The organism is Delftia sp. WSY_22 (assembly GCF_043104185.1).
In the GTDB taxonomy this organism is placed as follows: domain Bacteria; phylum Pseudomonadota; class Gammaproteobacteria; order Burkholderiales; family Burkholderiaceae_C; genus Comamonas; species Comamonas tsuruhatensis.
Map to the genome: position 1 here is coordinate 140,666 of NZ_JBICKN010000059.1, position 15,535 is coordinate 156,200.

General features: G+C 62.2%; 11 protein-coding genes. 9 read left to right on the top strand and 2 right to left on the bottom strand.

Annotated features, from left to right (window positions below):
- Positions 1–6 precede the first annotated feature (6 nt).
- The 4 genes from ACF8NF_RS26375 to ACF8NF_RS26390 all read left to right on the top strand — a co-directional run bounded on the left by ACF8NF_RS26375 (position 7) and on the right by ACF8NF_RS26390 (position 4,671).
- Positions 7–561, top strand: coding sequence for a MarR family winged helix-turn-helix transcriptional regulator (locus ACF8NF_RS26375; protein WP_252651584.1), 555 nt, complete (start codon positions 7–9; stop codon positions 559–561).
- Between the two features lie 690 nt (positions 562–1,251).
- Positions 1,252–1,743, top strand: coding sequence for a response regulator transcription factor (locus ACF8NF_RS26380; protein WP_252651586.1), 492 nt, complete (start codon positions 1,252–1,254; stop codon positions 1,741–1,743).
- A 523-nt stretch (positions 1,744–2,266) separates the two neighbouring features.
- Positions 2,267–3,580: a hypothetical protein gene (locus ACF8NF_RS26385; RefSeq protein ID WP_046240757.1), complete on the top strand. Its 1,314-nt coding sequence runs from the start codon at positions 2,267–2,269 to the stop codon at positions 3,578–3,580.
- An 80-nt stretch (positions 3,581–3,660) separates the two neighbouring features.
- Complete coding sequence (locus ACF8NF_RS26390) at positions 3,661–4,671, top strand: hypothetical protein (protein WP_026062936.1); 1,011 nt, start codon at positions 3,661–3,663, stop codon at positions 4,669–4,671.
- A 131-nt stretch (positions 4,672–4,802) separates the two neighbouring features.
- On the opposite strand, the gene gstA is transcribed toward ACF8NF_RS26390, so the two are convergent.
- Positions 4,803–5,435, bottom strand: a complete 633-nt coding sequence (gene gstA / locus ACF8NF_RS26395; protein WP_252651587.1) for a glutathione transferase GstA — start codon at positions 5,433–5,435, stop codon at positions 4,803–4,805.
- A 149-nt stretch (positions 5,436–5,584) separates the two neighbouring features.
- Here gstA and ACF8NF_RS26400 point away from each other — a divergent pair, with 149 nt between their 5' ends.
- From ACF8NF_RS26400 to ACF8NF_RS26420, 5 genes are all read left to right on the top strand, one after another.
- Positions 5,585–5,908, top strand: a complete 324-nt coding sequence (locus ACF8NF_RS26400; RefSeq protein ID WP_012204939.1) for a helix-turn-helix domain-containing protein — start codon at positions 5,585–5,587, stop codon at positions 5,906–5,908.
- A 92-nt stretch (positions 5,909–6,000) separates the two neighbouring features.
- A complete protein-coding gene (locus ACF8NF_RS26405) occupies positions 6,001–6,981 on the top strand; it encodes a GyrI-like domain-containing protein (protein ID WP_392451572.1) in 981 nt (326 codons plus the stop codon).
- Between the two features lie 625 nt (positions 6,982–7,606).
- Positions 7,607–8,437, top strand: coding sequence for a hypothetical protein (locus ACF8NF_RS26410; RefSeq protein WP_392451573.1), 831 nt, complete (start codon positions 7,607–7,609; stop codon positions 8,435–8,437).
- Positions 8,430–11,651, top strand: coding sequence for a DEAD/DEAH box helicase (locus ACF8NF_RS26415; protein WP_392451574.1), 3,222 nt, complete (start codon positions 8,430–8,432; stop codon positions 11,649–11,651). Before ACF8NF_RS26410 ends, ACF8NF_RS26415 begins: the two co-directional genes overlap by 8 nt.
- A gap of 824 nt (positions 11,652–12,475) precedes the next feature.
- Positions 12,476–13,309, top strand: coding sequence for a Bro-N domain-containing protein (locus tag ACF8NF_RS26420; protein ID WP_392451575.1), 834 nt, complete (start codon positions 12,476–12,478; stop codon positions 13,307–13,309).
- Between the two features lie 14 nt (positions 13,310–13,323).
- Here the strand turns inward: ACF8NF_RS26420 and ACF8NF_RS26425 are convergent, their stop codons facing one another.
- Positions 13,324–15,483 (bottom strand): methyl-accepting chemotaxis protein, encoded by a 2,160-nt coding sequence (locus ACF8NF_RS26425; protein WP_392451576.1) that lies wholly within the window; start codon positions 15,481–15,483, stop codon positions 13,324–13,326.
- Between the last annotated feature and the right edge of the window lie 52 nt (positions 15,484–15,535).

The window sequence follows — 15,535 nt, forward strand, 5'->3', positions numbered from 1 at the left end:
AGACAAATGACCCACCCCCCCTCCCACCCCCCCTCCCAACGCCTGCCCGACCATGTCGACACCATCCTGGCCCAATGGCGCCGCGAACGCCCGGACCTGGACCCCAGCCCCATGGGCCCCATAGGCCGCATCAAGCGCTGCGCCGCCCTGCTGGAGCAGCGGCTGGAAGAGTGCTTTGCGCGCTTCGGCATGACCATGTGGGAATTCGACGTGCTGGCCACGCTGCGCCGCTCGGGCGCGCCCTTCTGCCTCACGCCCACGGCCCTGTTTTCCACGCTCATGGTCACCTCGGGCACCATGACCCATCGCATGAAAAGCCTGGAGACGCGCGGCCTGGTGCAGCGTTTGCCCAACCCGCAGGACGCGCGCAGCATGCTGGTGCAGCTCACCGACCAGGGGCTGGAACTGATAGACCGCGCCGTGGAAGCGCACCTGGACAACGAGCGCGCCATGCTGGCGCCCATGCCCGTTGCCGAACTGGCCGCGCTGGACCAGCGGCTGTCCCTGCTGCTGCGCGTGCTGGAGGGCGGGCCTGACGAGGGCGCCCGCCCTGCCCCCTGAACTGGCGTCTATCCAGGTCGTTGGGACTGGCGACGGTCGTGGTGCTCACGCCCTTCGTCATGACCCGGGAACGCTTTCGGCAAAAGAGGGGCTTCCCTTGAAGCACATCGCAGGCACCCAGCCGCTTCTCGATCCGCCATGGCAGCAATTGCTTACCCGCATGTCTCAAGACCTGCGCAACAGCCCGCATCCTGGACTCGGATGGGCAATGCCAGAAAATCCTGATCACGCAAGCGCGACCCACAGAAGACCATTGGCTTTCCCACAATCTGCTGCAAAAACCTTGGTGTCGAACTTTTGTAGCCAGATGTAATGATTTCGCCAGAGATTTCCACTAAGATGTCCATTCCAACGGTGAAATGGCGATAACAGATTCTCAAACGACTTTGATACTCCCTCAACGCACCACACCATCTTGATAATGGTTTACTAATCTCCCGCCTTGGATACAAAAGGCTGCCGCAGGCTGAATGCGCGCGATTTTCAATCGTCCAATGTTCAGGCTTCTTCGGCTGATCCTTTACCGCACAATTTCTACACGAATGGCATGACGCCAGTTTATTCAGTCGGTAAACAGGCGCTTTAGCGAGTTATTCAATCTTTCAAACGGCACTGTGCAAAGCAGTCTCGCCGAGGCTTCGGCATGGAATGGCCCTATGGCATCGGCACATAAAAAATGGGAGACATACCATGGACATATCGGAAATAGCTTTGGCAAATAGCGAATGCCATCTCGATGCTGAGCATCCAACAGCAGATGAAGTCATCGCGTCTTCACTCACTGCGCGTGAAATCGATGTACTCGAAGCGATGGCCAAAGGCCTTGGTTGCAAGGATATTGCGCACACGCTGGGCATCAGCGAACACACGGTACGCAAGCACCGCAGCAATATGTGTACACGGCTGGGCCTGCGCAATGCCTTAGAACTCGTCACGCATGCCAGGCGGCAAGGCTGGTTGAGCGCTGCCCGCTCACCGCTCCCTCTGTCTCCTCGCGAGCAGGAGGTGTTGGCGCACGTGCTGGCGGGACACACCAGCAAGGAAATCGCACGTTCGCTTTACCTCAGCGACTTGACCGTGCGCAAGCATCGCGAAAACATTCTGCGCAAACTGGGCCTGACAAGCACGGCCCAGTTGCAGACATTCGCGCCAACGGCAACTCGCAATGGCGGCGACACCTGATATCCAGGCCAGCGTGCATCGCCTGTCCGTACCCACCGAATACGACATTGGAAGTATTCCACCCTCCTGGTGCAATTGGGCATGATGAGCACAACAAATCTCGGACATTGACTTTCGCGACTTTGGATCAACCGGAGGGTGAGCAATCTCCTTATGGCGGCTGCAGCAGGCACCATTGCATTTGAGGTTTGCGCGGTTGACATGGAATATCCGCGCGAGCCTTGAACAACTGCAGAGGCTCATATCTCTTCTCCTTTTAGTCTCTTCGCCTTTTATTTTTTCCGCCTCTACGGTCCGCATCCGTCGAGGCATCTTCCCGGCACCCACGTGTCGGATCCTTGCACGCAACTCAAAGGAGTATCCCGCCATGAATCATTCTTCGCGGTCACCCCCTGCGATTTCTCCCAAGCACCCCATGCCTTAGGCCCAATACCGGGCAATCATTCTCATTGGCAAAGAAAAGCGTTCATGACTTCAAACCTCATGTCGCTCCCTATCCATTCAATTTCAGGAATTGCACGCCATGTCAGATCAAGCCATGTTCAGCCAGTTGTACAACGCCCTTGTCGATAATCTCGGCACCCCGAATTTCCAGTTGCTTGGCACCCCCAAGGACTTCAGCTGGGGCACGGCTCCGACCGGGCAATGGGACCCGGCCGCCTATCAGATCGTCAGCGGCATGCCGCAGTGGTCCGCGATCGGCCAGTACGGCAGCCTCGATGCGACGCTCTTCGACGCCGTTCGTCAGATCTTTGGTCACGTGACATTCAAGGTCAGCCCCGAGCAGCAGGCCAATCAGGCGGAGCTGGCCAACCTGTGCGTCCAGAAAAGCAATGCGATGGCCAAGGCCAACAGCGACATGAACCAGTTCTACCTGAGTTCAAAGCAGAACGGCGGCTTGATATTCGCAGCCCGCTACCCTGACATCAACACCTGGCTCAACAACGCGCCGGAGGCTGCTGCCTACGTTGCCGCCATCCAGGCGGCCACCAACGCCTACAACCAGGCGGTGAAGATGAAGATGGAGCTGGAGCGGGCCAGCATGCCCAGCGATCTGCAGCGCGCCATCGACATGATGCAGATTCCGTCGGGCGACCCTGCCTCAAACAACGCACCGGCAGGCTGGACCAAGGTGCCGGATGGCTCGGGCATCCTGCGCTGGCAGCCGGACTTCCACATCGACACGACGGGCGCGGACTGGCGCGCAGCGCTCAGCAATGGCAGCGCAGGCGCGTTCTCGATCGCGATGAAATCTTCGCAATCGAGCAGCGACTTCAAGTCCTCGTTTGCCAAGGGCTCGACCAGCGTTGGCAACTTCTTCTGGAGCGTCAACGCATCGGGCGGCTGGAGCAAGTCCGACCTGTTCAACCAGGACTCGAGCTCGGCAGTGAAGATCAGCTGCGAGTCCTCCACGCGCGTGAAGGTGAATCCGGGCGACTGGTACCCGGGCGGCTTCATGAGCGAACTGGCCAAGGCCCAGCAGGGGCCGGGCGGCCAGGGCTACACCATCGTCGCCCCGTGGGTGGCCAACGGCGGCCCGGGATCGAGCTCCCTGTTCGGCCCGAACGGCATCGTCGCGGCACGGGTGTCCGAGCTGCTGGTCGTCTACAAGCCTTCGTTCGAGATCACGATGAGCGCCAACACCTATCAGCAGAACAAGCAGGCCTTCGAGGCCAGCGCGGGTGTGCGCATCGGGCCCTTCACCTTCGGTGGCACGGGCGGTCACCAGTCCGAGTACACCAAGAGCACCGCACAGGCCAATACCTTCAAGGGCAGCAGCACCTCGGTGAACCCGCAAATCATCGGCGTGATCGTCGACTTCCCGGGCATCCACTGACCTGAAGACCAGCGGGTGGGCGGGACGCCGCGGCCGGTCCTGCCCACCCCGCCCACCCCCGTCCACCGGAGACAGCGTTCATGAACGTGATCCATCAGTTCCTCGGCGGCCTGGCTGATCTGGTGCCTCCGCCCCCAAGGGCCCCAAGCGTATCGAGCGGGCCGAAAACCGGCATGGTGTTCAAGCGCTCGGCATCCATTTCGGCGCCGCTGGTGCGGGGGCAGATGCTGATGCCGGTGACCGCGTGGAACTGGCCGGATCCAGTGACCGGCACCATGGCCGACGCGCAGTTCCTCTTTGCAGATACGGTGCCCCAGTCCGCTGCCAATGGCGCGCTGTACCAAGCGTCGGGGCGCAGCTTTTCGCAGGGATACAAGACCTTTCTGCAGGTACTCGAAGCCTGCAAATTTCCCTATCAGTCGATGCTTGCAGGCGCCATGCAGAAGATGGCAACGCCTCCAGGCGAACCTGCATACTCGCCCACTCCGGTGGGATGGACCAAGGTGTACGAGACCGGCTACCTCCAGTGGAAACCGATCTGGACACTGCCCAAGAGTTCGTCGGAGTGGAGCGCAGCAGTGGCTGTCGGCACGATCGCAAACCCCGGCACCTTGCGCTTGAATCTCAACGACACATCCGGCGCAGGGCCGCAGGCTCCGGCTTCCCTGCAGGCCCTGGACGCTTCCGGCCGCGTCCTTGCGCTACCCGCCGCTTCGCTGGAGACGGTCACGATCACCTCTGAATGCTGGGACCAAGTGCCGATCTACCCCGGCAGCTGGTACGACGCCTCGATGGTGGCGCTGGGTCGCGGCCTGGTGCCGGATGCAGGCGTATTCTTCGGGCCTGGCGGCCTGATGGCGTGCCGTGTGTCAACTTTCTACGTCGCGTTGAAACCCCGCTTCGACTTCACTGCCGCAGCGCCGATCCCCGCCTCGCTGCGCCAGACGCTGGATGAGGCTGACACCGTGCAGGCCATGGGTGTGACGGTTCAGCGCGCACGCGGAGACGGACAGCCAAACCAGGCCTTGCGCCTCGTGAACACCGATCCTGCCCCCGTCATCGTGGCCGTGAGCCTTGAAACCTTGGCGTGATCCGTCACGTCCACACCACGTCACTTCCCGTCAGACAATTTGCATTGGGCACCCTCAAGACCGCAAGGCGCGGGCTGCTTGCCATGACGCAGCAAAGTGCGTGGTGGCCGCATGCGTGGCGGCCACCGGCCCTATCGCAAACCTTCCGCCTGCAGCGACTGGCGCACGGCAGGCCGCTCCCGCATCCGCCCATACCAGCCGGCAAGATGCTCCAGGCCATCGAAGCGAATGCTCGTCTTGTAGACCGACTCCAGCCACGGCGCCTGCCCCCACTGCGTAAGCGCGAACAGATAGGCATCGGCCACGGTGAAGCCATCGCCCATCAGGTAGCGCTTGCCGGCCAGTTGCGCGTTCACCCAGGCATACCGCTGCTCCAGCTTGGGCTTGGCCGTCTCCACGCCGTACTTTCCCGCCGCCACCGCATACAGCAGCGGGATGAAGCCCTTGTGGATCTCCGAATTCAGAAAGGCCAGCCACTCCAGCAGCCGATAGCGCTCCAGGCTGCCATGGGCTGGCGCCAGAAGCGATGCAGGCCGCAGGTCCGCCAGGTACTGCAGGACGGGGGGCCCTTCCCGCAGCAGGCTGCCGTCGTTCAATTCCAGCAGGGGGACATAGCCGAACGGGCTGAGCGCACGGAAGTCCCTGCCGTCTTCCGTCTGGTGGGTCTTGTGGTCCACCCGGACCAGTTGGAAATCAAGCCCCAGCTCGTTGAGGACAATGTGCGGCGCCAGCGAACAGGCGCCCGGCAGGTAATACAGCTTCATGGAATTTCTCTGGTGATGGAACAAGGGGCTGCGCGTTCAGGCACAGCCCCTGGCCAATGTCATGCACCAGGGAACAATCTGGAAGAAGGCAATAAAACTGCCCATAGGTTAAAAAAATATACCTACCGCCTGCCTATGATGAATGTGCTATGAAATCCAACATCTCCGGCTGCTCCGTGGAAGAAGCCATGCGCCTGCTGGGCGGCCGTTGGAGGCTGCTCATCGCCTCCTACCTCATCGACGGCCCCCGGCGCTTCAACGACCTGCGCCGCGACATGCCCGGCATTTCCCAACGCTCCCTCACCCTGGACCTTCGCGCGCTGGAGGAAGCGGGCCTGGTCAAGCGCACGGTCTACCCCACGGCGCCGATCAAGGTGGAGTACGAGCTGACGCCCGATGGGGAGCGGCTCAAGCCCGTGGTGGAAGTGATGAAGGAGTTTGGGTTGTGGGTGAAAGGCAAGGCGCCGGCCTGACGAGAGCTGCGCCGGCTGGTTGTCTCCATCCGCCCCCCTGCTGACAGGCAAGCCCCATCGCCGCATGCACGGTGATTTGAAGAACAACGACCATGACGAACAAGCCTTCCGAGCAGGCATCCCGCGCCGAGTACGCGCGACGGATCAATCGCGTGCTCAACTACATCGATGCCCACCTGGATCAGCCTCTGGATGGCGCGCATCTGGCCGACATCGCCAATTTCTCGCGCTTCCACTTTCACCGAATTTTCGCGGCATGGATGGGAGAAACGCTGGGCAGCTATGCGCAGCGCCGACGGCTCGAGAAAGCGGCATTCCGGCTGTCCTGCGGCAGCAAGGAAACCGTGCTTGAAACCGCCTTGGCCACCGGCTTCCAATCGGGCGAAGCATTTGCGCGCGCCTTCAAGCTCAAGTTTGGCTGCACGCCATCGGCCTGGCGCTCCACCACGCTTGAGCGGCTGAAAACCCAGGCGGCCGCCATCGGACAGCCGCCAGGCAGACAGGAGAGCAATCCTGATCAGGTCTTCGGCAATCTCCATCAGGAAGACCTGCGCGCGTTCGGCGAACCTCAGGGCTCTTGTCACCTGAAGGAAGAAATCGCCATGGACGTACGCATCATTGATCTACCCAAAGCACATGTCGCCTATCAACGCTTGATCGGCCCTTATGGGCCAGCCATAGGCCAATTCTGGCGAGGCACCATTGCGCCGTGGATGCATTCCAATGGCCTCAGCGATCAAATGTGCTACGGCATAGGCTATGACGACCCCTCTCTCACACCCGCCAGCAAATGCCGCTATGACGCCTGCGTGGAAGTCCCCGCACATTTTGTCGCCAGCGGCCAGGTGGACACCCAAACCCTGCCAGGCGGCCGTTACGCCGTGGCAAGGTTCAAGGGAAAACCCGAGGTCTTGGCCAATGCCTGGATGTGGCTGACGCGCGAATGGATGCCGTCCAGCGGCATGCAATGTGACGACCGGCCTTGCTTTGAGATGTTTTCTGCGGCCACCGCAATGGATGCCGAAACCGGCGAGTTCTGCTGCGACATCTGCATTCCAGTTCGGGCCCTGTAAACCGACTCAAGCTGGGTGAGGTTTGACGAATGTGTTGGGTTGGCTGGTTGAATCCACTACCCGCTGCAGGCGTTCGACCTTTGCCGTCAGGTGTCGGCTTTGCAGCGGTTGCGGTCTCTAGACGCAGTTAGGCGACTTCACGCTGACAGGCATCAAGCGGACGTTGGGTAATCGGCCCCGCTTCTTCGCCGATCTTTCGGCCTACGCCCTGAATAGCTGGTGGGGTTGGCGCTGGCGAATTCGCTATGGCGACCACATACTTCACCGCCGCCGCGGTGGCTGCACACATCTGTTGAGCGTCTCAGAAATCCGGCGCATCGGCGAATTTGCTTAACCTGAGTAACAAAAATATGCAAAATTGAAACAATGCGAGCAATCGAGGCCGAATACCAAGGATGCCGATTCCGATTGAGGATGGAGGCGCGATGGGCAGTCTTTCTCGACACCTTTTTGATTCCGTGGAGCTATGAACTTGAGGGTTTCGATCTCGATGGCAGGCGCTACCTTCCCGACTTCTGGATCCAGCGCTGGTATGTCTGGCTCGAAGTTAAGGGTCTAGGCCTTCGCCCGCCGACGCCTACAAATGCAGGATATTGGCGGCCTCTATGGTTCGTTGGAGTGAACATTGATAAATTCGATTCCTGTCAAAGTAGACAACGATGTTTCGGGTCTGAGCTGGGAGGTAAGTGATCCTCAAGAACTCGCCAGGCTCATCGGCGTGCTGGCGGTCGGGCAGGCCGCACATGCGGCGCGGATCCTGAAAGAGCTCGAACCAAATGCTCCTGCAGTTTCTGTGGCCGCCTTCAACAATGCCGCATGCGCTCAACTCAAGATCAAGAGCGGACTAACGGCGGCGCAGGAGATGGCAGCAGTTGCGCATCGCGATGGATTTCTCTTCGAGTGCATTGCCTGGATCGCAACCCGGCAGGGTGCGAATGACCGAACCTTCCTGAAGGATCCTCACATTAGCGCCACATCGCAGGGGCTTGATGGGCTGGTCATCGAGCTTGAGCCCAAGCGGCAGAGGATCAGGGCCGTGACGATCTGCGAGGAGAAATGCACTGGCACGCCGCGCAAACTGTTCAAGTCGCAGGTCATGCCCACCTTCACTGAACACCATACGGGAAGCAAACGAAGCCGAGAACTGCTCGCAACTGCGGTGGACATCATCAAGACGAACTTTGCAGACGCGACCGCGGCGACGCAAGCTGCTGCCAGGGTCATGGATCTGGGCTGCCGTCATTACCGCGCTGCCCTGACCGTCAGCCCGCCGATGGCCACCGCATCGGGCCGCGCAGAGCTGTTCGCAGATTACAAGGATCTGGCCGGCATCAAACAGGCTCAGCGGATCGGTGCGACTTTTGTGGTGCAGAGCGACCTGCGTGACTGGTTCGAGAAGCTTGCAAACTCCGTCATCGCGGAAATCAAGACTGGCAAGGTGAAAAAACGTGTTTGACGCGAACAGCGCGCAGCTGCTGGAGGCTGCACCCGCCGTCCCTGGGCTGGATCCGGGGGAACTGCCGGAGTTGCTGACGCGTCACTATGCGCAACTCGTTGCCCGGCGCCTGCGAAACTCCCAGGAGGAAGAGCGCAGCGACTCGCAGTGGCCGCTGGAGCGCATAGCCGACGTCTACGAGATCATTGCCTCGGTCAGCGCGGATGCCGACACTCGGCGGCCAGCCGCGTTCGTCTCCGGGACGGCGCAGCAGATACTGGCACGCGAAACGGAGTTGGCTCAGCCGAGTGCGGTCGTGGCGCTCAGCCGCGAGCAACTCGCGCCATCCATAGCGTCCGCGCTGCTGTTCTTCATCGCCGAGCAGTATGCCGACGCCTATGAGGCCGGAGGCCTGATCGACGTTGGGACCGGCAGCGTGGAGATCCGGCGCCTGGCCGCACACATTCGGGATCTCGTGCGTGGAAGGGTCCAGACCATCGCGAGCCGACGGTCGCAGGCAGATGCAGACTCGTCTCAGGAACTGAACATCGAAGAACAGGCGTTTCGCCGGCTTGCGTCCACGCTGGCCGACGGGATTGAGTTCCTTGCACTCGATGTGCTTTCTGAGCCGCCATCGGGGGACGTCAGCCATCGCCGGCAGGCAAGGATCAGGTTCCAGCAGGTGCTGACGTTGTCAGGCAACTCGGATGAATGGGAGGGGCTGGCTGGTGTTCTTCGCACCTCCTATCCGGGGCCTGCTCACCTGGCCTCGCTCCTGCTTGCAGCGAGCGATGGGCTGGATGAAGTCTGCCTGACAAAGTTGCCGCCACCGAAGGGCTCGGACGAGGACTTCTGGAAGGGCTGGCTGCGATTCCGGGCCGAGGACAACCCCTATATTTGGCATAACCATCGCGAGGCCATCGGCAGAGGTTTTCAACAGGTCGGCATGAACTCGGTCCTCGTCCTGCCGACCGGCGCCGGCAAGACAACGGTGTCGACGCTGAAGATCGCAAGTACGCTTGCTAGCGGCAAAAAGGTCGTGTTCTTGGTCCCGACCCACGCCCTGGCGGAGCAGGTTACTAGCGATCTGCAAGGTCTTTTTCCTTCTGACCGATTCGGCATGAAGGTATCCGCAGAGTTCGACTCCCTGCTCGTCGAGGGCAATTCGCTACAGGATATCGAAGTCATGACGCCCGAGGGGTGTCTGGCCATGCTGTCGTACCTGCCCGAGTCGTTCAGCGACGTCGGTCTGCTGGTCTTCGACGAGTGCCATCTGCTGAGCCCGAAAAGCGACAGGATCGGCCGCGCCCTGGATGGGATGCTGTGCCTCCTGGCATTCTGTGAGCAGGTTCCCGATGCCGATCTGCTGTTCCTGTCGGCGATGCTGAAGAACGCGGAGGAGTTCGGCGACTGGATTGCCGACCTTACGGGCCGCGACTGCGCCGTTGTGGAACTGCTCTGGAAGCCCAGCCGGCAGGCACGCGGTGTGGTGGTGTATCAGGATAGCGATATCGCCGCGGCCGAAAAGGAGGCTCTGTCGACCCAGCGCCAGCTGGATGCGGAGCGGGACAAGGTTGCCGCAAGCCTGCGAACGGATGCTAAAAAGGCACTGGTCGCCAAGCCATATGCCGTCTGGGGTTTACGACATAACTGGGCCGACGTGCCGGACGCCCGCGCTCTGACTGCTCTTTCGGACACGGCGTTCCCACTGTCCGGTAGATACGCGCGCTCACGAGTGACGGCGCTGCCCAATGCCAATGAGACGGCTGCGCAGCTGGCAGTCTCCGCCGCCCGGGGCGGTGCAAAGTCGATCGTCTTCGTCAACACAAAGCTTGTTTCGGTGACCACCGCAAAGAAGATCTGCGACGGCCTGAATCGCTCAGTGACCCTAAATGATCAGGAACAGGCCCTGTGGTCCACCATTGAGGCAGAGCTCGGCGATGTGAAGCACTCGGTGTTCGGCCAAGGCGGCCTCGCGGCGGTTCCTCACAATGCGGCGATGCTGCGCGTCGAGCGGATGCTTTCTGAGCAGTTGTTCAAGCGTGCGGGCGGTGCGATGACCATCGTTGCCACCCCGACGTTGGCCCAGGGGCTTAACCTGCCCGCTCAGATGGCCATCCTTGCAGGCGACAAACGGGCGGCTGACCAGGGCAAGGGGAGAGAGGGCCTCGAGGCCCACGAGCTGCTCAACGCTGCGGCGCGTGCAGGAAGAGCCGGACACTTGGCCAACGGAATCGTCCTTCTTGTCCCCGAACCGCTCGTCAAATTCGGCAGCAGTCGTTTCGATAAACGCCAGCTGGAGGCCAAACTGAAGTCGGTGCTCCCCGAAGATGACCGCTGCGTCACGATCACCGATCCGCTGGAAAAGATCCTGGATCTGATCGCCTGCGGCGACACGGATGCCAAGTACGTGCGCTACACGATCAACCGGCTCGCCACCCTGGCGCCATCGGATGCCGACTCCGCTCAGATGGACAAGCTGATGGCCCGGTCTTTCGGTGCCTTCATGGCGCGTCAGCGACAACAGGAAGATGCCTATCTGACAAAGACGCTGGGACTGTGGACGGAGCTTCAGGAGGCGGTGGAGGACGAATGGGAGGGCGTTGTACTGCGGCTTGCTTCGAAGACCGGGTTGCCTCTGGATGTACTGGAGCGCCTGCGCCAGAGACTTCTCGATGCCCGGGAGGCGTGGCCTGATTCCGTGGTGGGATGGATCCACTTCATCTTCCTCTGGCTGGGGGAAGACGGGAGAGCGCGAGAGCATCTTCTTCTTGATGTCAGGAAAGCGGCGCTCAGCGCGGCCGGAAGGGCCGCAACGGATACGCTTGGGGCCTCGACGCTGCGCGCACTCGAGCCGGCCGTGATCGCATGGGTGAGTGGCGAGCCTCTGAATGAGATTGAGCGGATATTGAAGGGGGATCCGGACTCCGGCATGGCAACCCTGTTGTTGTTGCCCCGGGCGCGCGATCTCACCTCAAGCTTCATCGTACGGGGCCTTTCATTCATCGCGGGGGTTGTCGCCAGGATGGTGGTCGAGCTTGATATCGAGCCGACTGCAGAAGATGAATCCCTGTCGGTGATCAATGGGTTGTCTGCGGCCATCAGGCGAGGCTTCGACTCTCCAGAGAAGCTGGCATTTGCGAATCGCCACGCTGAGGTGCTGGGCCGTGTCGAGCTGCACCGCATATTCGCGGCAGAGCAGTCGTTTGACGCGGAGGACTGGGGGGATCTGTAGCGGCGTGCTTGCCTCTCAAGCCCCAATCACCGGCACCTCTCTTTCACCGCTCCTCAAATTTCAGCTTGCTCGGAGAACTCAAGGGCGGCGTCGATTTCGATGCCGAGTTGGCGGACGGTCGATTCGATCTTGGGTTGATCACGCAACAGCGGCATAGCCCTAGACTCTTGGTCCAGTGGTAGATGCTCATCAGTGACCACGCTCGGTGTGTCAGGGCTTGAGTTGGGGGGAGACCTGCGGTGGACCTCGGGCGTCCGCTCTTCCGAGCAGCGGTAGCTCAACTTCAGAGAAGCGACCGACTGTTCACAGCCTGAAGCCGTCATCTACCGGGATGTCTGTGAGGACCGCTCCTGGCCGTCTGCTGACCCACAGGTCCTGAGCAACTGATCTGCAAAGCAACCAAACCACCTGATGTAGCTCTCGCAAATCACTGCAGAGCCCTCCAATCAACACGCCCCTGCATCATCCATCCGCTACACCTGCGTAGACGAGTTGGACAGCTCCCGCACGCCCCCACCTGCTACGATCCCCCCCGGTGCTCAACACACCTTCATAAGCGGAAGTCACTCCCGAAAGTCAGTGGCGTTTCGTCCATACGCTTTGTCTTGCCCTGCAATCCAGGGCAAGTCTTGTTTATGGCCGGGCTGCCCGCCGCTGCATAAAGCCATTGCGGCAAAGACAGACGGGCAACCCTATGACCGTGTTGACATAGGAGGCCATTCATGGCTTTGCGATCTCCCTCCCATGCTGTCCCTGCAGACGACATCACCCCCCAAACCTTCCACTTCGGTCACACCCCGATCCGCACATTCCCCAGGAATGGCGTGACCTGGCTCCTTGCCAAGGATGTGTGCACCGCCCTGGGCATCTCCCGCCACAGGGTGGCTACAGGCCAGCTCGACGAGGACCAGCGCTGCACCGTTCGCCTTTCCAGCGAACCCGGCCGCAAGCCCAGGCGCGAAGCAGTGGCGGCCATCAGTGCAGAAGGCCTGCAGGCGCTGATCCAGGCCAGCCCCTCACCTGAGGCCAAGCGCTTCAGGCGCTGGGTGAAGGACAAGGTCCTGGCCAGCATGGATGCATCGGCCAAAGACCGCAAACCCAAGTACAAGGCCAAGCACCCGCCCCAAAGCCTGATCCCGGGGCCTGCGCCCAAGGTCTTGCGCCGCATCCGCACCTGCGATGACCTGTCTTTCACACGGCGCAATGCGAAGGGGGAGCGCATTCAGTGGTTTGTGCCGCCGCGCGTGAACAGCGGGCATGAGCACTACGGGATTGGAGAGATCTGGTTCAGCGAGGTGGTGGAGCTGGCCCGCCACAACCCCAGGCATGCCTATGACGCCATGCGGTTTGCGGGGCCCGAGATGGCGCGCTACTGGAACCATGGGCACCCTGACGGGTTCTTTGACCGCATGGCACGTTGGGCGCTGGGGGCCATTCTGGCCAATGCGCAGGAGCCCGCGCTGCCGTTCGAGCTGCCCTGCCTGGGCTTTGCGCCGCTGGAGGGCATGGACGCCATGCTGGCCACCGCTGTGCCGCCCCGGCCGCTGCCCGACCATGTGCAGGAAGCCATAGACAGGCAGGCCTGGCAGGAGGCGGCCGAGTGCCAGCGGCACTACTACGAGCGCCGCCGCCGTGACTTGATGGCGCGGCACGACTGAGGCGGGCGCGGCGCCTAGAAGTTGTCCCAGTCGTCATCGGCCGTGGAGGCCATGGCGATGGGCTTGGCGGCAGCCGGTTTTGCCGAGGCAGCCGACGCGGCCGGGGTGGCAGGCTTGGCAACGGCAGGCGGGGCGGCTTGGGGCACAGATGCCTTGGCCGCGCCGGGCGCCAGCGACGGTGCACGGGGCGCCGCCTGTGCCTGGGCATTGCTGCCGCCCTGCAACCGGAAGACCGAGACCACGCGCACCAGTTGATCGGACTGGTGGCGCAGGCCGGCGGCGGCGCCGGCCATTTCCTCGACCAGGGCCGCGTTCTTCTGCGTGGTCTGGTCGATGTGGGTGATGGCCTCGGCCACCTGGGCGACGCCGCTGTTTTGCTCGGCGCTGGCGTGGCTGATGTCCGAGATGAGCTGGGTGACCTTGCGGATTTCCTCCATGGCCTGTTCCATGGTTTCCCCGGCAAACGCGGCCTCCTGGTTGCCGGTGTGGATTTCAGCGACGCTGTGGCTGATGAGCTGCTTGATTTCCTTGGCGGCCTCGGCGCTGCGGCCTGCCAGGGCGCGCACTTCCTCGGCCACCACGGCAAAGCCCCGGCCATGCTCGCCCGCCCGGGCCGCTTCCACGGCGGCGTTGAGGGCGAGGATATTGGTCTGGAAGGCAATGCCGTCAATGACGCCGATGATGTCTGCAATCTTCTTGCTGCTGGCGTCTATGCCCTGCATGGTCTGCACGACCTTGCGCACGGCCTGCCCGCCTTCGGTGACGACGCGCTGGGCCTCGCGCGTGATGCGGTCGGCCGATTGCGCGTGGTCCGCGTTGTGGGCCACGGTGGAGCCTAGTTCCTCCATGGCGGCGGCGGTCTGCTCCAGCGCACTGGCTTCGCTTTCGGTGCGGGCGGCCAGGTCCTGGTTGCCCTGGGCGATTTCCGCGCTGGCCAGGGCCACGCTGTGGGCCTGTTCGTTCACGCTGCCGACCACGCGGGTCAGGCCCGTGCTGGTGGTGTTCATGGCTTCCAGCAGGTGGCCGATTTCGTCATGGCGGTCGCTGTGCACGCGCAAGGTGAGGTCGCCATCGGCAATGGCGTAGGCCATGTGGCTGGCCTGCTTGAGCGGGCGCACGATCATGCGGCGTATGAGCCAGAACCACGCGGCCGACAGCAGCAGCACGGCGCCCAGGCCCATGAGGGCGAACTGCAGGATCAGGCTGCGGGTCTCGGAGACGAATTCGTCCACGTAGGCGCTGGTGGCGATGACCCAGTTCCAGGGCGCGTAGTGGCTGAAGACGACCAGCTTGTCGCGGGGCTGCTCCTCGCCCGGGTTGGTCCAGGGATAGGCGATGCTGCCCTGCTTGCGGTCCAGCATGTCGCGGATGAAGAAGCGGCCGTCGCCGTCCCTGGACTCGCTGATGTTCTTGCCCTCCATGGCGGGATGCACCACCAGCTGGCCGCGCTGGGGCCCGTCTTCGGCGTTGAGCACGAAGTAGTAGCCGGTCTGGCCGACCTTGAGCGCGCGGATGGAGTCCTTGAAGTGCTCCAGCAGTTGCGAGAAGTCCTGGCCCACGAAGGCAATGCCCACGGTGGCGCCCGCCGCGTCCTTGAGCGGGCGGTAGTGCGTCATGTACTGGCGGCCGAACAGGTGGGCCAGGCCCATGTAGCTTTGGCCGGCCTGGATGGCGGCGTAGGCGGGATGGGCACGGTCCAGTCGGCTGCCCAGCACGGCCCCGCCCTTGTCATCCTTGTCGTTCTTCAGGGTGGTGGCAATGCGCACGAAGTCGCCCTGCCCCTGGGCCGCGAACACGGTGGCCACGGCGCCGGTGCTGCGCGTGAAGGCCTGCAGCTGCGCATCGTTGCCGTTGAGCGGCTGGCCGTCCAGGCTCAGCACCGGCTCGCTGCCGCCGGTGTCCAGGCTGAGCGTGCCCTGCAGGCTGTGCGCCAGGCTGTCGGCCAGGAACTGGGTGCGCTGGCGCAGCTCCTTGTCGTTGGACTCGATGAAGTTGTACAGCGTCCGTATGCCCTGCTGCATGTCGCTGTTCATCCTGGACTGCAGGGACTTGCTGACATCCCAGGCAATGCCCAGGACCAGCAGGCCCAGGATGGAGGCGACCCAGACGAAATTGGTGATGGACAGTTTGGTGCCCAGCCCTTGGCGGCGCCAGAAACGTTGGCCGATGTGCATTGATGCATCTCCTGTGCGGCGTAGGGCGCCGCTGTTGTGTGCGCACGCGGTA